The following is a 21,971-nucleotide window of genomic DNA, read 5'->3' on the forward strand; positions in this document are numbered from 1 at the left end:
GCTATTCGGCCATCCTGTCATTGGGAACAATAATAAAAAAAATTAAAACCCGCCATGTACTAATATTTGTTGAGAATCATCTTATTGGCTATGTATTTTTTTACCGTTGCTATAGTTATTAACATTAGCCTATTTTTTTAAGGCGGCAGAATGAATAATCAATTAACGCGCTTTCATGCGGTGGCCCCATCGGAAACTCAGGACGATTTGCTGGCGCTCAGTCAGGCATTTTCGCTGCCAAAATTAAGCTATGTCGATATCGCACGTCAGGAGCGGTTAACGCAGATGATGGCCAACTGGCCGCTGCTGGCCGAATTGGCGCAGACCACGGGGAGCCGTTAGTTTATGCCGGTGATTGCTCTGCAGGGGTTGCGAGGCGGGATGGGGACGACGTCGGTCACCGCGGCGCTCGCGTGGGCATTACAGCAACTGGGCGAGTCGGTATTGGCGATTGATTTTGCGCCGGATAACCTGCTGCGTCTGCATTTTAATACGCCATTCGAGCTGGCTCGGGGTTGGGCCCGGGCCGAGCAGGACGGCGGCGATTGGCAACAGGGCGCGATGCGCTACTGTGAAAATCTCGACTTTCTCCCCTTTGGCCAGCTCACCCTGGCGGAACGGTTGAATGTACAACAATCTTGTCGGCAGCAGCCTGCTCGCTGGCAGGACAATCTGGCGCAGCTAAACGCCGCGGCGCAGTACAACTGGATCCTGTTGGATCTGCCGGCGGATGATGCGACGCTGGCTCAGCAGGCGCTGGCGGTGGCAGATTGTGTCTTTACCCTGATTGCCCCGGACGCCAACTGCCAGGTGCGGCTGCACCAGCAAGCGCTGCCGGAAGGCTGCCGTTTCCTGATTAACCACTATTTCGCTGCCAGCCGGCTTCAGCAGGATTTACACCAGCTGTGGCTGCAAACGCTGGGCGGATTACTGCCGGTGGTGATACACCGCGATGAGGCGATGGCTGAGGCCCTGGCGGTGAAACAGCCTTTGGGAGAATATCGGCCGGAAAGCCTGGCAGCAGATGAAGTGCTGACGCTGGCAAACTGGTGTTTGATCAACCTGAAGGAGACGGCGTCATGAGCCGGGTGTTGAACCTGCTGCTGGTGCCGCCGGTCCATCAGGCGGTGCAGGCGCGTTATCGCGCTTACCGTCGTCATGGTTCTTCGGCGTTCACCGCCTTTTTCACCACGCTGCTGGTGGCGTTGGGCTGGACTTTCCTGCGTTTCGAGTCTCCCGGCTGGCAACGGCTGAGGGCCGCGCGCAGCTACTGGTTCCCGCATCTGTCTTCCAGTCGTCCGCGGCCGGCGGATGCGCTGCGCTATCTGGTGCAAGGGTTGTGGCTGCTGGTGTTCCGCACCGATCGCGAACCTGTGGCCCGCCATCGTTTCGCCGGCTGGCGGCGCTTGCAATTGCGTTACGCGCAGTGGCTGCAAACCCTTCCTCAGCGGCTGGAAAGCGCTGGGCTGGAGCAGCGTTCGGTCGAGCGCCTTGGCCGGATGAGCCAGCGTATGCGTCGCCTGCTGTTTATCATTGTCGGCGTGCTGGCGGCAATCCTCGCCATACTCTGTATTTCGCAACCGTTTGATCTGCCGGCGCAGTTTGTGTTTGTTGTGCTGCTGTGGGGCATTGCCATGGTGGTGCGCCGGGTACCGGGCCGGCTGCCGGGGCTGATGTTGATCGTGCTGTCGCTGACCGTCTCCTGCCGTTACCTGTGGTGGCGCTATACCGCCACTTTGAACTGGGACGATCCGCTTAGCCTGACCTGCGGTCTGCTGCTGCTGATAGCGGAAACCTATGCCTGGGTGGTGCTGGTGTTGGGGTATTTCCAAACCGTCTGGCCGCTGAATCGCCAACCGGTGCCGATGCCCGCCGACAGCGCGACCTGGCCGACGATCGATTTGCTGGTGCCGACCTACAACGAAGATCTGGGGGTGGTGAAGCCCACCATCTACGCCGCGCTGGGCATCGACTGGCCGAAAGAGAAGGTCAGTATTTACATCCTCGATGACGGTAACCGGCCAGAATTCAAGGCTTTCGCCGAAGAGGTGGGGGTTAAGTATATCGCCCGGCCGACTCATGAGCATGCCAAGGCCGGCAACATCAACAACGCGCTGAAACAGGCCACCGGCGAGTTTGTCGCGATTTTCGACTGCGACCACGTACCCACGCGCTCGTTCCTGCAACTGACCATGGGTTGGTTCTTCAAAGACAAAAAGCTGGCGATGCTGCAGACCCCACACCACTTCTTCTCGCCGGATCCGTTTGAACGCAACCTGGGTCGCTTTCGTCAGACGCCGAACGAAGGCACGCTGTTCTATGGCCTGGTGCAGGACGGCAACGACATGTGGGACGCGACCTTCTTCTGCGGCTCCTGCGCGATCCTGCGCCGCAGTGCGCTGGACGAAATCGGCGGTATCGCGGTGGAAACCGTCACCGAAGATGCCCATACCTCCTTGCGTTTGCATCGCCGTGGACACACCTCGGCCTATATCCGTATTCCACAGGCGGCGGGGCTGGCGACCGAGAGCCTGTCGGCGCACATTGGCCAGCGCATTCGCTGGGCGCGCGGCATGGTGCAAATCTTCCGGCTGGATAACCCGCTGTTAGGCAAGGGGCTGAAGTTGGCGCAGCGGCTATGTTATGCCAACGCCATGCTGCATTTCTTGTCCGGTATTCCCCGCCTGATCTTCCTGACCGCGCCCTTGGCTTTCCTGTTGCTGCATGCCTATATCATCTTCGCGCCGGCGTTGGCGATCGCGCTGTACGTTTTGCCGCATATGATCCACGCCAGCCTGACCAACTCGCGCATTCAGGGGAAATACCGCCACTCGTTCTGGAGCGAGATCTACGAGACGGTTTTGGCCTGGTATATCGCCCGACCCACTACGGTGGCGCTGTTCAATCCGCACAAGGGCAAATTCAACGTCACCGCCAAAGGCGGACTGGTGGAGGAAGAGCACGTCGACTGGGTGATCACCCGGCCCTATATGTTCCTGGTGATCCTGAATCTGGCCGGGCTGGTCTTCGGCGTCTGGCGGTTGGGTTACGGCCCGACCGATGAAATCATGACGGTCATCATCAGCCTGGTGTGGGTGTTGTACAACATGACCATTCTCGGCGGCGCGGTGGCGGTGGCGGTCGAGGCCAAGCAGGTGCGCCAGGCACACCGGGTAGAGATTGCCATGCCGGCCGCCATTGCCCGCGCTGATGGCCACCTGTTCCCCTGCACGCTGCGCGATTATTCCGATGGTGGGGTGGGCATCGAGATGCGTGTCGCGGATGCATTGAAAGACGGCGACAAAGTGTCGCTGCTGCTCAAGCGCGGGCAGCAGGAATACAGCTTCCCGTGCGTAGTGACGCGCGCCTTCGGTAGCAAGGTCGGGATCCGCATGGTTTCCATGACCACCCGCGAACACATTGATTTTATTCAGTGCACCTTTGCTCGCGCCGATACCTGGGCGCTGTGGCAGGACGGATTCCCTGAAGATAAACCCATCGAAAGCCTGCGCGACGTTCTGGCGCTGGGCTTCCGGGGTTACGTACGTATGGCGGATTACGCACCGCCGATGGTGCGCCGGCTGCTGGTCGGGTTCACGACGCTGATTGCGTGGGGGGTGTCATTTATCCCGCACGGCGTTGGCAGAGCTCCGGCCTTCAGCCAAAAAGAGACAGTGGTATAGGCAAACCGCCCGCTCACTCGCCTGGCCTCCAGGCTATAACATTGATGATGATACGATGACGAGAAAAATAACCTGGTTTACCGCCCTGGCCTTAGGCATCAGCACCTTGTCTCAGGCTGAAACCGCCACCGCGCCAACCGTGGCCGCACAGCCGCCGGTGAATGTGCCTGCCGATGCGTCGGTCACCACACCTATGGGGTCGGCCGCGCCGGTGGATCCGAATGCGCCGGTGCGCGACGTGCAATTACCTTTCGCCACTATTGCCCCGCCGCCGGGGACCTTTACCCTGCGCGGAACCCGACCGGATGGTCAGGTTGAATTTGGCGTGCGCAGCGATGAAGTGGTATCGCAGGCGATGCTTGATCTGGAGTTTACGCCGTCACCGTCGCTGATCCCGGTGGAATCGCACGTCAAGGTGTACCTCAACGATGAATTGATGGGGGTAACCACCCTAGCCAAAGAGCAGCTCGGCAAGCCGAATCGTATCCAAATGGCGATAGATCCTCGCTATATCACCGATTTTAACCGCGTACGGCTGGTGTTCGTCGGTCATTACCAGAACATCTGCGAAAACCCGGCCAGCACCACCTTGTGGCTGGAGGTCAGTAAATCCAGCTCGCTGAACCTGCGCTTCCAGACCCTGCCGGTGAAGAACGAGCTGTCGCATTTCCCGGAGCCGTTTTTCGACAGCCGCGACAACCGCCCACTGATCTTGCCGATGGTGTTTGCCGGCCAGCCGGATATTACCCAGCAGCGCGCGGCGGGCATTTTGGCTTCGTGGTTCGGCAGCAAAGCGCAGTGGCGCGGCCAGTCGTTCCCGACGCTGTACAACAAGTTGCCGGAACAGCACGCCATCGTCTTCGCCACCAACAAGCAGCGTCCGGACTTCCTGCGGGATTATCCGGCGGTCAACGGACCAACGGTGGAGATGATCAGCCATCCGGATAACCCGTACATCAAACTGCTGCTGGTGCAGGGGCGCGATGACAACGATTTGATCACCGCGGTGAAAGGTATCGCGCAGGGCAATATTCTGTTCCGTGGCCAAAACGTCACGGTGGACAAGGTCGAACAGCTGGCTCCGCGTCAGCCCTATGATGCGCCTAACTGGGTGCGCACCGATCGGCCGATGACCTTTGCCGAGCTGCAGCAGTATGCTGAGCAATTGCAAACCAGCGGCATCGAACCGGGCCCCATTTCGTTGACCATGAACTTGCCGCCGGACCTGTTCCTGATCCGCAGCACCGGCATCGATATGCACCTGAAATACCGCTACACCGCGCCGCGCATTCAGGACGGTTCACGGCTGAGCGTCAGCCTGAACAATCAGTTCGTCCAGGCTTATTCGCTGGTACCGGAGCACGAGCAGGGTGCCCAGTTGCTGCGCTTGCCGCTCACCCAGGGGCTGATCGACTCGGACAAAAACGTCAATATTCCGGCGCTGCGTCTGGGGGCGACCAACCAACTGCGTTTCGATTTTGACTACACCACGCTGCTGGCCAGTGGCGCGGAAGGACGTTGTGAAACCTACTCCTTTACCGCTAACCATGCGGTGATCGATGGCGCCTCGACCATTGATTTCTCCGGTTACCGCCACTTTATGGCGATGCCGGACCTGCGGGCCTTCGCCAATGCCGGTTTCCCCTTCAGTCGGCTGGCCGATCTGTCGCAAACCCTGGTGCTGGTGAACAAGCAGCCACAGCCGCCGCAGGTCAGCGCCTTGCTGAACGCGATGGGCATCATCGGCGCGCAGACCGGTTACCCGGCGTTGGCGATGACGCTGAGTGACGACTGGTCGCAGGCCAAGGATCGGGATGCCGATATTTTGATGATCGGCACCATCCCCCCGGAGCTGAAGGACGACAAAAAGATCAGCCTGCTGGTGGATGCCACCCAGAGCTGGGTCAAACAACCAACGCGGCAGTTGCCGTTGCCGACCATGGACGTGCTGGCAGAAGACACCAAGCCGGACAGCAAAACCACCATCAGCTCAGAAGGCGCGATGTCGGCGATTATCGGCGTGCAGTCGCCGTTTAACGATCAGCGCAGCATCGTGGCGTTGCTGGCCGACAGCCCGCGTGGCTATGACCTGTTGAACACCGCGCTGCTGGACAGCGGCAAGCGTGCGGCGGTGTTTGGGTCGGTTGCGGTGATCCGTGAGTCGGGCGTGAACAGCCTGAGGGTGGGCGACGTTTATTATGTTGGCCATCTGCCATGGTGGGAACGTATCTGGCACGCGCTGTCGACGCACCCGGTATGGCTGGCGGTGATCGCCGTGGTGGTAGTGGTGGTGCTGGCGCTGATGTTGTGGCGTGGCCTGAAGGCCTTCAGCCGCCGTCGCCTGTCACCTGAAGACCGGGATTGATGACCATGCCTGCGCGGTTGAAGCGTCTGACCTTCGGCATGCTGCTGCTGTGCTCGTTCAGCGCGGCCGCAGCCTGTGAATGGCCGGCCTGGCAACAGTACAAACAGTTTTATATCAGCGAGCAGGGGCGGGTGATCGACCCGAGCAGTCCTGAGCGTATCACCACCTCGGAAGGTCAGAGTTACGGTTTATTCTTCGCCCTGGTGGCGAACGATCGGCCGGCATTCGACCTGTTGCTGGAATGGACGGAAAACAACCTGGCGGCGGGCGACCTCAGTGCGCATTTGCCCGCCTGGCTGTGGGGCGAAAACGAGAAGAAACAGTGGACGGTGCTGGACAGCAATTCGGCATCCGATGCCGACCTGTGGATTGCCTACAATCTGCTGGAAGCCGGCCGGCTGTGGAAAAGTCGCCGTTATCAAACCCTTGGCACGTTACTGCTGCAGCGTATTGCCCGCGAAGAAGTGGCGGAGATCCCGGGGCTGGGGTTGATGCTGTTACCGGGCAAAGTCGGCTTCGTGGCGGAAGATCGCTGGCGCCTCAATCCGAGCTATTTACCCCCGCAACTGCTGGCACGTTTTGCCGTGCTGAATGGCCCATGGCGGAAGATGCAGCAAACCAACCAGCGGTTGTGGTTGGAAACCGCGCCGCACGGCTTTTCGCCGGACTGGGTGGTGTGGCAGGTCGGCAAAGGCTGGCAGCCGGATACCGTCAAACCGAACATTGGCAGCTATGACGCCATCCGGGTTTATTTGTGGGCGGGCATGCTGGCGGATGACGACGAGCATAAGGCGGCGTTGCTCAAGCAATTGCAACCTATGGCGCAGCTAACGGCTCAGCAAGGCGTGCCGCCGGAGAAAACCGACACTGCCAGCGGTAAAACCCACGGCGATGGCCCGGTGGGTTTCTCGGCGTCGATGTTGCCGATGTTGGCGCACGAGCCAGGGGCCTTGCAGGCGCAGCGCCAACGCATCAAGCAAAACCCGCCTGGCGATCGGGCCTATTTCAGCGCCTCGCTGACGCTGTTCGGCCAGGGATGGGATCAACAACGTTATCGTTTTAATCGGCAGGGTGAACTTCAACCCTCCTGGGGCGGCCAATGCGTAACTTCCGAATAAACTGGCTGGGCCTGGTGCCTTTAAGCCTGGCGATGCTGCCGCAGGCGCAAGGGGCGGAAACCGTTGCGCCGGAGCAGTGGCTGCTGGAGCAGGTGCGTGTTGGTGAGGCCGGCAACAAAGATGAGCTGGTGCGGCAGTCGCTCTATCGGCTTGAGCTGATGGATCCGAATAACCCGGAGGTAATTTCCGCGCGTATGCGTCTGGCATTGCGTCAGGGCAATTTGGCGTTGGCGCAGCAGCAGTTGGATAAGCTGAAACAGATTGCGCCGCAGTCAAACAGCTATCGACAGGCAGAAATGAACATGCTGCTTACCCAGCCGGAAACCCGTCAAAAGCTGCAGCAGGCGAGGCTGATGGCGACCGCCGGGCGTTTGCCGGAGGCGAAGGCGCAGTATGACGAGCTGTTCCACGGCGATCCGCCGACGTTGGAGCTGGCGGTGGAATACTGGCGTCTGGTCGCCCGGTTGCCGGGCCAGGAAGCCGCGGCGCTGAAACAGTTACAGAGGCTGGATCAGCAATACTCCGGCAACGTGCCGCTGCGCATGTCGTTGGCACGGATGCTGTTTAGCCAGGATCGCGATGCGCAGGCCTATGATCTTTTGCAGAAAGTGGCTGCCGATCCTGCCGGGCGCGGGGATGCCGCCGATCTGTGGCTGGAGAAAGTCAAAGCGATGCCGGTCAGTCCGCAGAGCGTTGCTGCCCTTAACCGTTTTCTTGGCGTTTTTGAAACCGGCGATCAGGCGGTCAGCGCCCGGCAAGAACTGGCCCGGCAGCAGGCACTGCTTGCCGATCCTGTCTACCTGGCGCGGGTGCGCGGGCTGGCGCAGGTCGACAAGGGCGGCAGCCGCGCCGCCATTCCAGAGTTGAAAAAAGCGTTGGCGGCTTCACCCAACGACGCCGAGGTGCTGGGGGCGCTGGGGCAGGCCTATTCCCGCGTCGGTAATCGCCCACAGGCGTTGAGCCTGTTTCGTCAGGCCTTGCAGGCCGATAAAAGCGGTTACGGCAGCAGTAAATGGCAGAGCCTGATCAAGAGCAACAGCTACTGGCTGGCGGTTGACGAGGGCGATAAGGCCCTGAAAGCCGGCAATTTGGAGCTGGCCCAGCAAAAATACCAACAGGCGCGACAGATAGACAACAGTGACAGCAGTGCGGTAATTGGCTTGGGCGACGTTGCGGTGGCGCGTAAAGATGATGCTGCCGCCGAACGTTTCTACCAGCAGGCGCTGCGCTTGGATCCAGGCAGCGGCAGCGCGGTACGCGGTCTGGTGAATATCTATCAGCGTCAGTCTCCGGAAAAGGCGCTGGCCTATCTCAACAGCCTGCCACGCAGCCAGCAAAATAAATTGCGCAGCACGCTGGAAGGTTTGCAGCTAGACATGCTCAAGCAGCAGGCTGACCAGCTTGCAGAGCAAAAACAGTGGCATCAGGCGGCAGAGAAATATCGCCTCGCCCAACAGAAGGATCCTGACGATGTGTGGCTGACGTATCATTATGCTCAGACTCTGCGTCAGGCCGGGCAACCGGAGCAGGCGGACGCCCTGTTCAGTCGACTGGCGCAAAAACAGCGTGGCAACCCGCAACTGACGTATGCCTACGCACTGTATCTTTCCGGCAGCGATCGCGATCAGCAGGCGCTGGCGCAGTTGAATACCTTGCCTGCCGCGCAGTGGAACGACAATATGCGCGAACTGGCACAACGGCTGAAGATGCAGGCGACGCTGGAACATGCCGATCGGCTGCGTGCGGCGGGTGATGAGGCCGGGGCGGTGGCTTATCTGCGCCGGCAGCCGGCGGATACCCGCATCGATCTCCAGTTGGCCGACTGGGCGCTGGCGCGCGGTGAATATGATGCCGCACTAGCGGATTATCAGCGCGTGCGGACGCGTGAGCCGAACAATCCAGACGCGCGATTGGGTGAAATAGAAGCCTATGTGGCGCAGGGCAAGCTGAGTGAGGCGCGTCAGCGATTGCAAACCGCCGCGCCGGACCCAAGCGAATCAGACAACAGCGAACGGCGGGTGGCCAATGCCTGGTATGCCGTCGGCGAACCCCAAAAAGCGACCGAGATCTTTACCCGGCTAAAAATCGCGGCGCAGCAAGCGCCGGCAAGCCAGGCGAAGGCACTGATTTACCGCGATGCGGCGCGGCTTGAACGCGATCGGCAGCAGCCGGCACTGGCACAACAGGATTATAAACAGGCGATGGTCGCCAGCGGCATTACGCCGAGCGTGCCGCAGGATAATGACAGTTATACCTATCTGACGCGCAACAACCCGACAGATGACTGGCTGAAACGAGGCATTCGTTCGGACGCGGCGGATTTGTACCGCCAGCAAGACGTCAACGTCACCCTCGATCACGATTACTGGGGCTCCAGCGGCACCGGCGGCATCTCCGATTACAAAGCGCACGACACCATGTTGCAGGTGGATATGCCGTTGTATGACGGGCGGGCTTTTTTCCGTTCCGATACCGTGCAGTTGAATGCCGGCAGCTTTTCCAGCGACGGCAGTGGTAAATATTACGAAACCTTCGGCACCTGTAATACTCAAGGGTGCAGCGGCGATGAGCGTCAGAAAACCACCGGCACCAGCGTGGCGGTCGGTTGGAAAAACGATCGCTGGGCGGGGGATATCGGCACCACGCCAATGGGCTTTGAGGTGGTCGACTGGGTCGGCGGGCTGGCCTACAGCAACGACTGGAACCACATTGGCTGGACGTTGGCGGCTTCGCGGCGCCCCATCTCCAGTTCGTTGCTGGCGTTCGGCGGCACCAGGGATCCAAACACCGGTACCACCTGGGGCGGCGTGCGTGCGACCGGGGTCAGCCTTAGCGCCAGTTACGATCGTGGCGATGCGCATGGCGTCTGGGCCGACCTCAGCGCACATCAGTTAACTGGCAAAAACGTTGAGGATAACCAGCGTGAGCGCTTTATGGCCGGTTATTACTACAAGTTGATCAATGAAGATAACCGCCGTGTCACCGTCGGGCTGAACACCATGCTGTGGCACTACCAGAAGGATTTGAGCGGTTATTCTCTCGGTCAGGGGGGCTATTACAGTCCACAGCAATATATGTCGCTGGCGGTGCCGGTCAATTATCGCCAGCGCACCGAAAACTGGTCCTGGGAGTTGGGCGGATCGGTGTCGTTGTCCCATTCAAAAACCAACAGCCAACGGCGTTACCCACTGCAGGGGCTGATCCCGGATTCGCTGCCCGACAAGTTTGCCGTCGAGGACGGCAGCTCTTCTTCCGGCGTCGGTTATACCCTGCGGGCGCTGGTTGAGCGTCGCCTCAGTTCGCACTGGACGCTTGGTGCCGGCATCGACATCCAGCAGGCAAAAGACTATACACCGAGCCACGCTTTGATTTATCTGCGCTATTCGTTGGCCGGTTGGCAGGGTGACCTGGATTTACCGCCGCAACCACTGACGCCGTACGCCGACTTCAAGTAACCCAACAGAGGGAGATTCGGAGTGTCGACACAGGGTAGTTTTGCTACCCTGTGTTTATTCCCATTAGGAAAAGACTGAAACCCTGGTTTTTCTCGGTTTTGCCCAGGGCATGAAGAGATAAAAACAGCCAACAATCGAGTATACTCAGACCGGTTCAAGGGATGGGTATTATTCATCCCTTTTTTATTTCAGCCCGAATTAGCGGAGAGCAGGTTTGCGGGTCAGGCGCTCATTAACGATTAAACAGATGGCAACGGTGTCCGGCGTGGCGCTGGTGACGATCTGTATCTTTATCGTGATCCAGTTATTTCATTTTGTGCAGCAGCGCAGGGATGACTATGCCCAGCAACTTGAGAATATCGCTCATTCGGTACGCCAGCCGCTGGCGGAAGCCGTGCTGCGCATGGACGTGCTGGAAACGAAGAAGGTGCTGAATACGCTGTTGCCGGTAGGGATCCTGACGCGCGCGGATATCGTGCTGCCGAACGAATTTCAGGCACTACACGCCAACTTCCCGCCGGAACGCCCGGTACCGACAATGATCGCCCGCCTGTTCGAGTTGCCGATCCAGATTTCCGTTCCCCTCTATTCGGTAGAGCGCGTGCCGGCCAACCCGCAGCCATTGGCTTATCTGGTGCTGCAGGCCGATTCGTTCCGCATGTATCAATTTATTCTCAGTATGCTGTCGACCATGTTGTCGACCTATTTGCTGCTGGCCTTGATTTTGTCGGTTGCTATCAGCTGGTGTATGAACCGGCTGATGGTGCACCCGCTACGCGCTATGGCCAAAGAGCTGGAAAACATTTCCCAGGAAGAAGCGCCTTATCATCAACTGATGTTGCCGGCGTTGCACCAGGACGATGAACTGGGGCTGCTGGTGCGCAACTACAACCGCAATCAGCAGCGGCTGGCCAAGGCCTATGCCGAACTGAGCCGCATGAGCACTCGCCATCCGGTCACCGAGTTGCCCAATCAGGCGCTGTTCACCGCGCTGCTGGAACAACACATTGCTTCCAGCCTGCGGCCCGAGCGTTTCAATCTGCTGGTTATCGGCATTGAAACGCTGCATGAGGCCTCTGGCGTGCTCAACCCGACGATGCGTGAAGCGCTGTTGTTGACGCTGGCGAAGAAATTGCGTGAATGCATTGATGAAAACGGCGTGCTGGCGCAGTTAAGCAATACCGAATTCGCCATTCTGGCCAAAGGCGTTGAACGGCCGTTCCATGCCATGCAGTTGGCCCGCCGTATCATGGCGCAGATCAATGCGCCGCTGAGCCTGCAGGAAATGCCGTTGCGGCCCAGCGCCAGTATCGGTATTGCCCATTACCTGAACGCAGGGGAGAGCGCGGAGCAGCTGTTGCGCAGCGCCACCTCGGCGATGATGTCGGCGCATCGCGAAGGCAAAAATCAGGTGCTGTTCTTCGAACCGAGGCTGACGGAACGCACCCAAAAGCGTCTGACGCAGGAAAGTGAGATCTTGCATGCCATTGAGCAGCGTCGTTTCACCCTGTTCCTGCAGCCGCAGATAGATATGCAGTCCAACGCGGTGATCGGCGCGGAAGCATTACTGCGTTGGCAGCAGTACGACGGCAGCTTTACCTTGCCGGCAGACGTCATTCCATTGGCTGAAGAGCTCGGGGTGATTGTGCCGCTGGGCAACTGGGTACTGGAAGAGGCTTGCCGTATCCTGGCGGATTGGCAGGCTCGGGGCATCACCCTGCCGCTGGCGGTAAACGTCTCGCCTATCCAGATGCAGCATGAGAATTTTGTCCCGCATCTGAAAAGCCTGCTGGCTCAGCATCGGATTGACCCGCGCAAGCTGCTGCTGGAAATTACCGAAACGGTGCGCATTGACGACCTCGATCGTGCGCTGGCGCTGCTGCGGGAACTGCACGATCTGGGGCTTTCCATCGCGTTGGACGATTTCGGCATGGGCTATTCCAGCCTCAATTACCTCAATCGATTGAAATGCTTGCCGATAGACTTGATTAAAATCGACAAGAGCTTTATTCAGGGGCTGCCGACGGATGACGCCATGGTGCGCATCGTCAGTTCGATCTCCGAAGTGCTGGCGCTGCCGGTGATGGCCGAAGGCGTGGAAAATGCCGAGCAACGCGACTGGCTGCTGCAGCAAGGTATCCATAGCGGTCAGGGGTTCTTGTTTGCCCGCCCGTTGCCACGGGGCGAATTTGAAGCCGAGTTCTGCCCGCCGCCAGCCTGATTTCCCGCTTGGGCCTTTTGCTACGGGTGACATTCACGTCGCCCACTGGCCTTCTGGCTTGAAATACCCCGCTTTATCTACCCCTTTTGCGTTAGTGCAAAGAAAGGGTTACATCCTTTACAGCCTTGCATTCGGGCTGGCGCGTTTCAGCTCTTAAATTCGTATCAACATGTATCTATTGGTGCAACAAATTATTTCCATGTTGTTAGGCGGGTGTTATTTTCCGCGCAAGCGATGAACAGGCGAGATAACCATAACACCGCCTGGTGCGTGTCTTCCCCCCAAAGGATGTCCATATGAAACTCACTATCTTTAAAAGCCTCTATTTTCAGGTGCTGACGGCGATTACGCTGGGTATCCTGCTTGGCCATTTCTATCCTGACATTGGCGCACAGATGAAACCTCTGGGCGATGGATTCGTTAAGCTGATTAAAATGATCATCGCTCCGGTGATCTTCTGTACCGTGGTGACCGGTATCGCGGGCATGGAAAGCATGAAGGCCGTTGGCCGTACCGGTGCGATTGCACTGCTTTATTTTGAAATCGTCAGCACCATTGCGCTGCTGATAGGTTTGCTGATCGTCAACCTGGTACAGCCGGGCGCCGGGATGAACATCGATCCGGGTACGCTGGATGCCAAAGCGGTGGCGGTCTACGCCGAACAGGCTCAGCAGCAGGGCATCATTCCGTTCTTGCTGGATATCATTCCGGGTAGCGTTATTGGCGCCTTCGCCAGCGGTAACATCTTGCAGGTGTTGCTGTTTGCCGTGCTGTTCGGCTTCGCTCTGCACCGCCTGGGTGAGAAAGGTCAGTTAATTTTCAATGTGATCGACAGCTTCTCCCGCGTGATTTTCGGCATCATCAATATGATTATGCGTCTGGCACCGTTGGGGGCTTTCGGGGCGATGGCATTCACCATCGGTAAATATGGCGTGGGCACGCTGCTGCAACTTGGCCAGTTGATCGCCTGCTTCTACATCACCTGCGTTCTGTTCGTGGTGGTGGTGCTGGGCTCCATTGCTCGCGCCAACGGCTTCAGCATTTTCAAATTCGTTCGCTATATAAAAGAAGAGCTGTTGATCGTGCTCGGGACCTCTTCCTCCGAGTCGGTGCTGCCGCGCATGCTCGACAAAATGGAGAAACTGGGGTGTAAGAAATCGGTGGTGGGCCTGGTTATTCCTACCGGCTACTCCTTTAACCTGGACGGCACCTCGATTTACCTGACCATGGCGGCGGTGTTTATCGCGCAGGCGACCAACACCCATATGGATATCGTGCATCAGGTGACGTTGCTGGTGGTGCTGTTGCTGTCCTCGAAAGGGGCCGCGGGGGTGACCGGCAGCGGCTTTATCGTGCTGGCTGCGACCATTTCCGCCGTGGGCCACCTGCCGCTGGCCGGTCTGGCGCTGATTCTGGGTATTGACCGCTTCATGTCTGAAGCCCGCGCCCTGACCAACCTGGTCGGTAATGGCGTGGCTACGGTAGTGGTGGCCAAATGGTGTAAACAGCTGGACGAAAAACAGCTGCAAGACACCCTGTCCAACAAGCCGGGTGCAGGTGCCGACAAAACGCTGCCTTCAGCCTGATTTAATCCTCAAATCACCGGTTGCAGCCGCAGCCGGTGACGTTTTATCCCCCCGCGTAATGATTTCTTGCATTAAAAAACCGGTTATCCATTATTTTTCACCCCAATGAGTGACATCCGCAAAGGCGCGCGGTCTAACTCGATGGTACACTTTCTGCTTTCCGCCCCACCGTGAAACTCAGGGCGTTTTTATAGGCTGTGCGTCATGGCCTAATATTCCGGCGAATGGAATATCCGCATTTGCATAAAGAAATTGGATAGTCATTAAGTAGGGGTTCACATGCAGGGCACCAGAATTCATCTCATAGTAGGTGGGCTGCTGTTGGCTGCAGCCAACAGCAGCGTGCAGGCCGAAGCACTGCAACCCGATCCTGCCTGGCAGCAGGGGGCACTGGCCAACGGGTTTTCATGGCAGATACTGGATACACCGCAGCGGCCGAGTGACCGCGTAGAGCTGCGGTTGATGATCAATACCGGCTCGCTGGTCGAGTCCTCACAGCAGATCGGCTTTGCCCATCTGCTGCCGCGCCTGTCTTTAGCGCGCAGCGAAAGCTTTACGCCGCCGCAGTTGCGTTCACTGTGGCAGCAGAGCGTGGATCCGGAGCGGCCTCTGCCGCCGGCCATCAGCTCTTATGATTTCACCCTGTATAATCTCAGTTTGCCGAATAACCGCCCAGACTTGCTGAAAGAAGCGCTGGCGTGGCTTTCCGACACCACCGGCAAACTGGCGATCGACGAGCATACCGTGCATGCGGTAATAAACTCCAATGTCGATCCGGTGGGCACTTTCCCGCCGAACCCGAAAGAGGCCTGGTGGCGATATCGCCTGAAAGGCTCGACGCTGTTGGCGCACGATCCGGCCCAGCCACCGAAGCGGCCGGTGAATGTCGATCAACTGAAAAAATTCTACCAACAGTGGTATACCCCGGACGCCATGACGCTGTACGTGGTGGGCAAGGTAGACAGCCGCAGCCTGGGCGAACAAATCAACAAGGCCTTCTCGCCGCTGAAAGGCAAGCGTGAAACGCCGGCCACCATGCCGACGCTGACGCCGTTGCCACCGCAGCCGGTCAGCCTGATCAGCGAGCAGGTCAAGCAGGATACGCTGTCGATCATGTGGGATGCGCCATGGCACCCGATCCGCGATTCGCAGAATTTGAGCCGCTACTGGCGTGGTGATATGGCCCGCGAGGCGCTGTTCTGGCATCTCCAGCAGGTACTGGAAAAGAGCGACCAGAAAAACCTGCATCTGGGCTTTGATTGCCGCGTGCAATACCAACGTGCCCAATGCGCTATTCATCTCGACACGCCGAATAACAACCTGAACAACAGCCTGGGCTTTATTGCTCGTGAGCTGGCAAACGTGCGTAACAATGGGTTGTCGCAGGATGAGTTTAATGCCCTGCTGGCGCAGAAAACCGATCAGCTGAGCAAGCTGTTCGCAACCTATGCCCGTACCGATACCGACGTGCTGATGAGCCAACGCCTGCGTTCACAGCAGAGCGGCGTCGTGGATATCGCACCGGAGCAGTATCAGAAACTGCGCCAGGAGTTCCTGAGTGGATTGACGCTGGAAGCGCTGAATCAGGAGCTGAAACTGCAGCTTTCTCAGGATGCGACGCTGGTGTTGATGCAGCCGAAGGGCGAACCGGAAATGAGCATGAAGCAGTTACAGGAAACCTATAACGGCATTATGTCTCCGGCTCCGGCCGTGGTGTCGGAGGAGGTCAAACCGGCCGATACCGCCCCGGCACCGGAAACCAGCGCACAATAACGGCTGAGGGGGCGTTTGCCCCCTCACTCAGTTGCGGTACAGCACCTTGATGATGTGGTAGCCGAACTGGGTTTTCACCGGGCCGTAGGGCTTCAGCAGCGGAATGCTGAACACCGCTTTATCGAAGGCCGCCACCATGGTGCCCTTGTTGAATTCGCCAAGCGAGCCGCCGTTGCGCTTTGACGGGCACGTTGAGTATTTGCGCGCCAGCGTGTCGAAACTGACGCCGCGTTTAAGCTTGGCCAGCAGTTCTTCAGCCAGTTTTTCGTTATCTACCAGAATGTGCAGGGCGCACGCCGTCTTTGCCATGGTATTGCCTTTGTCGATACAGAAATTGCGCTGATTATACCCGTTAAATCTCATCGGCGCTTTCTGCTACAATCCTCTCCCACGTTATAAAGTCGAGCAATAAAGCGCCATGCGATTAAACCCCAGCCAACAACAAGCCGTCGAATTCGTTACCGGGCCCTGCCTGGTGCTGGCCGGTGCCGGTTCCGGCAAGACGCGCGTCATCACCAACAAGATTGCTCACCTGATCCATAACTGTGGCTATCAGGCGCGGCACATCGCCGCCGTGACCTTTACCAATAAGGCCGCGCGCGAGATGAAAGAACGTGTGGCGCAAACCATGGGGCGCAAAGAGGCGCGCGGGCTGATGATTTCTACGTTCCACACCCTGGGGCTGGAAATCATCAAGCGGGAATATGCCGCGCTGGAGATGAAATCCAACTTCTCGCTGTTCGACGATCAGGACCAGTTGGCGCTGTTGAAAGAGCTGACTGAAAAATGGCTGGAGAATGACAAAACGCTGGTGGCGCAGCTGATTTCCACCATCTCCAATTGGAAGAATGATCTGGTCGATCCCAAGAAGGCGATGGAGCTGGTGCGCTCTGAGCGCGACAAGCTGTTCGCGCATTGCTACGGCCTGTATCACGCGCATATGCGAGCCTGTAACGTACTGGATTTCGACGATTTAATTCTGTTGCCGACCCTGCTGCTACAACGCAATGAAGAGGTGCGCGAGCGTTGGCAGAACCGTATTCGCTACCTGCTGGTGGACGAATATCAGGACACCAACACCAGTCAATACGAGCTGGTGAAATTGCTGGTGGGTAACCGCGCGCGTTTTACCGTGGTGGGTGATGACGATCAGTCTATCTACTCCTGGCGCGGCGCTCGCCCGCAGAACCTGGTGCTGTTGAAGGAAGACTTCCCGGCGCTGCAGGTGATCAAGCTGGAACAGAACTACCGTTCGAGCGAACGCATTCTGAAGGCGGCGAATATTCTGATCGCCAATAACCCACACGTGTTTGAAAAACGACTGTTTTCCGAACTGGGTTACGGCGAAGAGCTGAAGGTGGTGACCGCCAATAATGAGGATCACGAGGCCGAGCGCGTAGTGGGCGAACTGATCGCCCACCATTTCGTGAAGAAAACCAACTACGGCGATTATGCGATCCTCTACCGTGGCAACCATCAGTCGCGGTTGTTTGAAAAAATGCTGATGCAAAACCGCATCCCCTACAAAATCTCCGGCGGCACCTCGTTTTTCTCGCGGCCGGAAATCAAGGATCTGCTGGCCTACCTGCGCGTTCTGACCAATCAGGATGATGACAGCGCCTTCCTGCGCATCGTCAATACGCCAAAACGCGAGATTGGCCCGGCGACGTTGCAAAAGCTGGGTGAATGGGCAAACCAACGCAATAAAAGCCTGTTCCGTGCCAGTTTTGATCTTGGGTTGAGCCAACACCTGACCGGGCGCGGGCTGGAGTCTTTGCAACGCTTCACTCACTGGCTGGACGGTATCGCCCAACTGGCGGAGCGCGAGCCGGTGGCTGCGGTGCGTGATTTGATTCACGGGGTAGATTACGAGAGCTGGCTGTTCGAAACCTCTCCCAGCCCGAAAGCCGCCGAAATGCGCATGAAAAACGTCAATACGCTGTTCGGCTGGATGACGGAAATGCTGGAAGGCAGCGAGCTGGATGAGCCGATGACGCTGACCCAGGTGGTGACGCGCTTTACCCTGCGCGACATGATGGAACGCGGTGAAAGCGATGAAGAGCTGGATCAGGTGCAACTGATGACGCTGCACGCCTCCAAAGGGTTGGAGTTCCCCTATGTGTTTCTGGTGGGGATGGAGGAGGGGTTATTGCCACATCAGAGCAGCATTGACGAAGATAACGTCGATGAAGAGCGACGTTTGGCCTATGTAGGCATCACTCGTGCTCAAAAGGAGCTGATTTTCACGCTGTGCCGCGAGCGCCGTCAATATGGCGAACTGGTCCGCCCGGAGCCGAGCCGTTTCTTGTTGGAACTGCCGCAGGATGACCTGGCGTGGGAAAGTGAGCGCAAAGTGGTCAGCCCGCAGGAAAGGATGCAAAAAGGGCAGAGCCATCTCGCCAATATTCGCGCTCAGTTGGCCAAGGCCAAGGGCGGAAGCTAGAAGAAAGGGCGCGGTTAGCGCCCTTGTCATTTTAACGTTGCTCTTCCAGTATCAGCGGCCAGTGAACGTAGCTTTGCCAATGACTTTCCTGTTCCAGCGCTTCTGCCCGTAACGGGTGCTGCTCCAGCCAGCCTGGCGGCAGGATCACCGTCAACTCGTCATCATGATTGGCGCGCAGGCGCACCGCTGGCAGCGTGTCGTCGCGGCGACGGCTGGCAAAGATGATCGCCAGGCGCAAAATCCGACATAAACGTTGTGCCGTACGTGGCGGCAGGGCGTTTTGCTGGCTCAGCAGTGGCAGGTCAAGGGTATTGCTCTGGTTTTGCAGCAGGGTGGCTAACAGTTTTTTCTGTGCCGGGGTGAAACCGGGTAAATCCAGATGGCGGATCAGGTAGGCGGCGTGTTGCGGCGCCTGCTTGAAATCAACGCTGAGGCCGATTTCGTGGATCAGGCAGGCGCTGTGCAATAACTCGCGACATCGCGCGTCCAACTGCCATTCATTGCTCACCTGCTGCGAGAAATTGGCCGCCAGTTGGCTGACGCGTTCGGCCTGCTCGGTATCCAACAGATAACGCCGTTGCAGGTTGCGGATGGTGCGGCTGCGGATATCCTGTTCAACCGGCAGATGCAGCATGCCGTAAACCAGACCTTCGCGTAGTGCACCGCCGGCCAGCATCATGCTTTCAATGCCCAACTCCTGGAAAATCGCCAGCAGAATGGACAGCCCGCTTGGGAACACCAGGGCGCGCTCCAGCGTTAGCCCTTCGATTTCCAGCTCTTCCAGCTTGCCGCACTGAATGGCACGCTGTTTCAATTGGCGCAGTTTGGACAGGGTGATGCGTTCATCCATGCCCTGCGCCACCATGATTTCCTGCAGCGCCTGGACGGTGCCGGAAGCGCCGACGCAGATTTGCCAGCCGTGCTGACGCAGCTGTGGCGCTATCGGGCGCACCATTTCACGCGCAGCCTGTTCGGCACGCTCGAAATTTTCCTGCCCCAAATTACGATCGGTGAAGAACCGTTCCAGCCAGGTGACGCAGCCCATCGACAGGCTATACAACTGAGCGGCCTGCGCGCCGGTCCCCGTGACCAGCTCCGTGCTGCCCCCGCCGATATCGACCACCAAACGTTGGTCCGGACCGCCGGTGGTATGGGCTACACCGTGATAAATCAGGCGCGCTTCTTCCTCGCCACTGATCACCTGGATCGGACAACCGAGGATCTGCTCGGCGGTCTGCAGGAATTCATCGGCATTGGACGCCAGCCGCAGCGTGGCCGTGGCGACCACGCGGATTTGCTCGCGAGGGATGTCCTGCAGGCGTTCGGCGAACAGCTTCAGGCATTGCCATCCGCGTTGCATGGCCTCATGCGACAGAAGATTGTTCTGATCCAGTCCGGCCGCCAGACGCACTTTGCGCTTGATGCGCGCCAGGGTCTGAATACTGCCGGCCACCTCGCGCACCACCAACATGTGGAAGCTGTTGGAGCCGAGATCGATAGCGGCATAAAGTGCGCTGGAACTGAGCATTGTCTATCAGCCTGAACGTTTACGGTTGTTGCGCGGCGCACCGCCACGACGTGGCGCTGAGTTACGACGTGGACCGTTGCCGCCGCGTGGGCGAGCCAGGCGTTTCGGCGCAGGCAGGTCAGTCAGTAACGCATCGCTGTTGTACTTGCTCACCGGGATGCTGTGGCCGGTATAGGTTTCGATCGCCGGCAGGTTGAGCGCGTACTCTTCGCAGGCCAGGCTGATGGAATGGCCACTTTCGCCAGCACGGCCGGTACGACCGATACGGTGGACGTAGTCTTCGCAGTCGTCAGGCAAGTCGTAGTTGAATACGTGCGTCACCAACGGGATATGCAGACCGCGAGCGGCGACGTCGGTGGCGACCAGGATATCCAGGTTGCCTTTGGTGAAATCGTCCAGAATGCGCAGGCGTTTTTTCTGCGCCACATCGCCGGTCAACAGGCCTACGCGGTGACCATCGGCGGCCAGGTGGCCCCAGACGTCTTCACAGCGGTGCTTGGTGTTGGCGAAGATGATGCAGCGGTCTGGCCACTCTTCTTCGATCAACGTCTGCAGCAGACGCATCTTTTCTTCGTTAGAAGGGTAGAACAGTTCTTCTTTAATGCGGTGGCCGGTTTTTTGTTCCGGTTCCACTTCGACATATTCAGCGTTGTTCATCTGCTCGAAAGCCAGTTCGCGTACGCGATAGGACAGAGTGGCAGAGAACAGCATGTTCAGGCGTTGATCGACCGCAGGCATGCGGCGGAACAACCAGCGAATGTCTTTGATAAAGCCCAGATCGTACATACGGTCGGCTTCATCCAGCACCACGACCTGGATTGCGCCCAGATCGATATAGTTCTGTTTGGCGTAATCGATCAAACGACCGGTAGTACCGACCAGGATATCCACGCCGCTTTCCAGCACTTTCAGCTGTTTGTCGTAGCCGTCGCCGCCATACGCCAGGCCAAGTTTCAGGCCGGTGGATTGGGACAGGGCTTCCGCGTCGGAGTGGATCTGTACCGCCAGTTCACGCGTTGGCGCCATGATCAAGGCGCGCGGCTGGTTGGTCTGGCGATCCTGTTTCGCCGGGTGAGAAAGCAAATAGTGAAAAGTAGACGCTAAAAATGCCAACGTCTTTCCGGTACCGGTTTGCGCCTGACCTGCAACGTCACGCCCGGAGAGCGTGAGCGGCAATGCTAACGCCTGGATAGGCGTGCAATGTTGAAACCCTTTCTTTTCAAGGGCTTCAAGGACTAACGGGTGCAGGGCGAAGTCGGAAAACTTCTGTTCGGTCAAGTGTGTTTTGCTCATAGTGTGGTAGAATATCAGCTAACTATTGCTTTACGAAAGCGTATCCGGTGAAATAAAGTCACCTTAGGTTGGTTAATGCTACACCAACAAGGTAGACACAATCCTTTGGAGTAGAACATGAGCGATAAAATTATTCACCTGACTGACGGCAGCTTCGAAAACGACGTGCTGAAAGCTGAAGGGCCAATCCTGGTCGATTTCTGGGCTGAATGGTGTGGACCGTGCAAGATGATTGCTCCGATTCTGGATGAGATTGCCGAGGAGTTCGACGGCAAGCTGACCATCACCAAGCTGAATATCGACCAAAACCCGGCAACCGCACCTAAGTACGGTATCCGTGGTATCCCTACGCTGTTGCTGTTCAAGAACGGTGAAGTGGCTGCGACCAAGGTTGGTGCGCTGTCCAAAGGCCAGCTCAAAGATTTCCTTAACGCGAATCTGTAATCGGGCGGGATGCCCTATGCCCAAGGGGTCTGACGTCGCGGTCAAAAAGCCGCGAAGTGAGA

Annotated in this window: 14 protein-coding genes; 11 read left to right on the forward strand and 3 right to left on the reverse strand. The window is 58.1% G+C overall.

The window, feature by feature from the left end:
* Positions 1-150: 150 nt before the first annotated feature.
* The 9 genes from bcsR (at position 151) to LQ945_RS13975 (ending at position 16,201) form a co-directional block, all read left to right on the forward strand.
* Positions 151-342, forward strand: a complete 192-nt coding sequence (gene bcsR / locus LQ945_RS13935) for a cellulose biosynthesis protein BcsR (RefSeq protein ID WP_044554382.1) — start codon at positions 151-153, stop codon at positions 340-342.
* 3 nt (positions 343-345) lie between these two features.
* Positions 346-1,083 carry a cellulose biosynthesis protein BcsQ gene (gene bcsQ, locus LQ945_RS13940; RefSeq protein ID WP_044554383.1) on the forward strand — a complete coding sequence of 246 codons (738 nt, stop codon included), beginning with the start codon at positions 346-348 and terminating at the stop codon, positions 1,081-1,083.
* Positions 1,080-3,683, forward strand: a complete 2,604-nt coding sequence (bcsA, locus tag LQ945_RS13945) for a UDP-forming cellulose synthase catalytic subunit (protein ID WP_270100999.1) — start codon at positions 1,080-1,082, stop codon at positions 3,681-3,683. Before bcsQ ends, bcsA begins: the two co-directional genes overlap by 4 nt.
* A gap of 55 nt (positions 3,684-3,738) precedes the next feature.
* Complete coding sequence (bcsB, locus tag LQ945_RS13950) at positions 3,739-6,048, forward strand: cellulose biosynthesis cyclic di-GMP-binding regulatory protein BcsB (RefSeq protein WP_270101001.1); 2,310 nt, start codon at positions 3,739-3,741, stop codon at positions 6,046-6,048.
* 5 nt (positions 6,049-6,053) lie between these two features.
* On the forward strand, positions 6,054-7,166 hold the full coding sequence (gene bcsZ / locus LQ945_RS13955) for a cellulose synthase complex periplasmic endoglucanase BcsZ (RefSeq protein ID WP_270102991.1): 1,113 nt from the start codon (positions 6,054-6,056) through the stop codon (positions 7,164-7,166).
* Positions 7,148-10,621 (forward strand): cellulose synthase complex outer membrane protein BcsC, encoded by a 3,474-nt coding sequence (bcsC, locus tag LQ945_RS13960; RefSeq protein ID WP_270101002.1) that lies wholly within the window; start codon positions 7,148-7,150, stop codon positions 10,619-10,621. The genes bcsZ and bcsC overlap by 19 nt, the downstream gene beginning before the upstream one ends.
* A 214-nt stretch (positions 10,622-10,835) precedes the next feature.
* Positions 10,836-12,842, forward strand: coding sequence for a biofilm formation regulator HmsP (gene hmsP, locus LQ945_RS13965; protein WP_270101003.1), 2,007 nt, complete (start codon positions 10,836-10,838; stop codon positions 12,840-12,842).
* Between the two features lie 296 nt (positions 12,843-13,138).
* Complete coding sequence (locus LQ945_RS13970; RefSeq protein ID WP_262240124.1) at positions 13,139-14,428, forward strand: dicarboxylate/amino acid:cation symporter; 1,290 nt, start codon at positions 13,139-13,141, stop codon at positions 14,426-14,428.
* 279 nt (positions 14,429-14,707) lie between these two features.
* A complete protein-coding gene (locus LQ945_RS13975; protein ID WP_270101004.1) occupies positions 14,708-16,201 on the forward strand; it encodes a M16 family metallopeptidase in 1,494 nt (497 codons plus the stop codon).
* A gap of 27 nt (positions 16,202-16,228) precedes the next feature.
* On the opposite strand, the gene ppiC is transcribed toward LQ945_RS13975, so the two are convergent.
* Positions 16,229-16,510, reverse strand: a complete 282-nt coding sequence (gene ppiC / locus LQ945_RS13980) for a peptidylprolyl isomerase PpiC (protein ID WP_041415145.1) — start codon at positions 16,508-16,510, stop codon at positions 16,229-16,231.
* Between the two features lie 109 nt (positions 16,511-16,619).
* Between ppiC and rep the strand changes: the two genes are divergently transcribed.
* Complete coding sequence (gene rep, locus LQ945_RS13985; RefSeq protein WP_270101005.1) at positions 16,620-18,644, forward strand: DNA helicase Rep; 2,025 nt, start codon at positions 16,620-16,622, stop codon at positions 18,642-18,644.
* A gap of 31 nt (positions 18,645-18,675) precedes the next feature.
* Here rep and ppx read toward each other — a convergent pair whose 3' ends face one another.
* Both ppx and rhlB read right to left on the reverse strand, forming a co-directional pair.
* A complete protein-coding gene (gene ppx / locus LQ945_RS13990; protein ID WP_020824746.1) occupies positions 18,676-20,172 on the reverse strand; it encodes an exopolyphosphatase in 1,497 nt (498 codons plus the stop codon).
* A gap of 6 nt (positions 20,173-20,178) precedes the next feature.
* Positions 20,179-21,465, reverse strand: a complete 1,287-nt coding sequence (gene rhlB, locus LQ945_RS13995; protein ID WP_020824747.1) for an ATP-dependent RNA helicase RhlB — start codon at positions 21,463-21,465, stop codon at positions 20,179-20,181.
* 117 nt (positions 21,466-21,582) lie between these two features.
* Here rhlB and trxA point away from each other — a divergent pair, with 117 nt between their 5' ends.
* Positions 21,583-21,909 (forward strand): thioredoxin TrxA, encoded by a 327-nt coding sequence (gene trxA, locus LQ945_RS14000; RefSeq protein WP_044554391.1) that lies wholly within the window; start codon positions 21,583-21,585, stop codon positions 21,907-21,909.
* Positions 21,910-21,971 lie beyond the last annotated feature (62 nt).

The sequence above is a fragment of the Serratia liquefaciens genome, assembly GCF_027594825.1.
Lineage (GTDB): Bacteria > Pseudomonadota > Gammaproteobacteria > Enterobacterales > Enterobacteriaceae > Serratia > Serratia liquefaciens_A.

Bases quoted from the DNA above. Each gene is read 5' to 3' on its own strand.
- ppiC (WP_041415145.1), bottom strand. From the start codon at position 16,510: ATGGCAAAGACGGCGTGCGCCCTGCACATTCTGGTAGATAACGAAAAA.
- ppx (WP_020824746.1), bottom strand. From the start codon at position 20,172: ATGCTCAGTTCCAGCGCACTTTATGCCGCTATCGATCTCGGCTCCAAC.
- rhlB (WP_020824747.1), bottom strand. From the start codon at position 21,465: ATGAGCAAAACACACTTGACCGAACAGAAGTTTTCCGACTTCGCCCTG.
- bcsC (WP_270101002.1), top strand. From the start codon at position 7,148: ATGCGTAACTTCCGAATAAACTGGCTGGGCCTGGTGCCTTTAAGCCTG.
- bcsR (WP_044554382.1), top strand. From the start codon at position 151: ATGAATAATCAATTAACGCGCTTTCATGCGGTGGCCCCATCGGAAACT.
- bcsZ (WP_270102991.1), top strand. From the start codon at position 6,054: ATGCCTGCGCGGTTGAAGCGTCTGACCTTCGGCATGCTGCTGCTGTGC.
- bcsQ (WP_044554383.1), top strand. From the start codon at position 346: ATGCCGGTGATTGCTCTGCAGGGGTTGCGAGGCGGGATGGGGACGACG.
- LQ945_RS13970 (WP_262240124.1), top strand. From the start codon at position 13,139: ATGAAACTCACTATCTTTAAAAGCCTCTATTTTCAGGTGCTGACGGCG.
- rep (WP_270101005.1), top strand. From the start codon at position 16,620: ATGCGATTAAACCCCAGCCAACAACAAGCCGTCGAATTCGTTACCGGG.
- LQ945_RS13975 (WP_270101004.1), top strand. From the start codon at position 14,708: ATGCAGGGCACCAGAATTCATCTCATAGTAGGTGGGCTGCTGTTGGCT.
- trxA (WP_044554391.1), top strand. From the start codon at position 21,583: ATGAGCGATAAAATTATTCACCTGACTGACGGCAGCTTCGAAAACGAC.
- bcsB (WP_270101001.1), top strand. From the start codon at position 3,739: ATGACGAGAAAAATAACCTGGTTTACCGCCCTGGCCTTAGGCATCAGC.
- bcsA (WP_270100999.1), top strand. From the start codon at position 1,080: ATGAGCCGGGTGTTGAACCTGCTGCTGGTGCCGCCGGTCCATCAGGCG.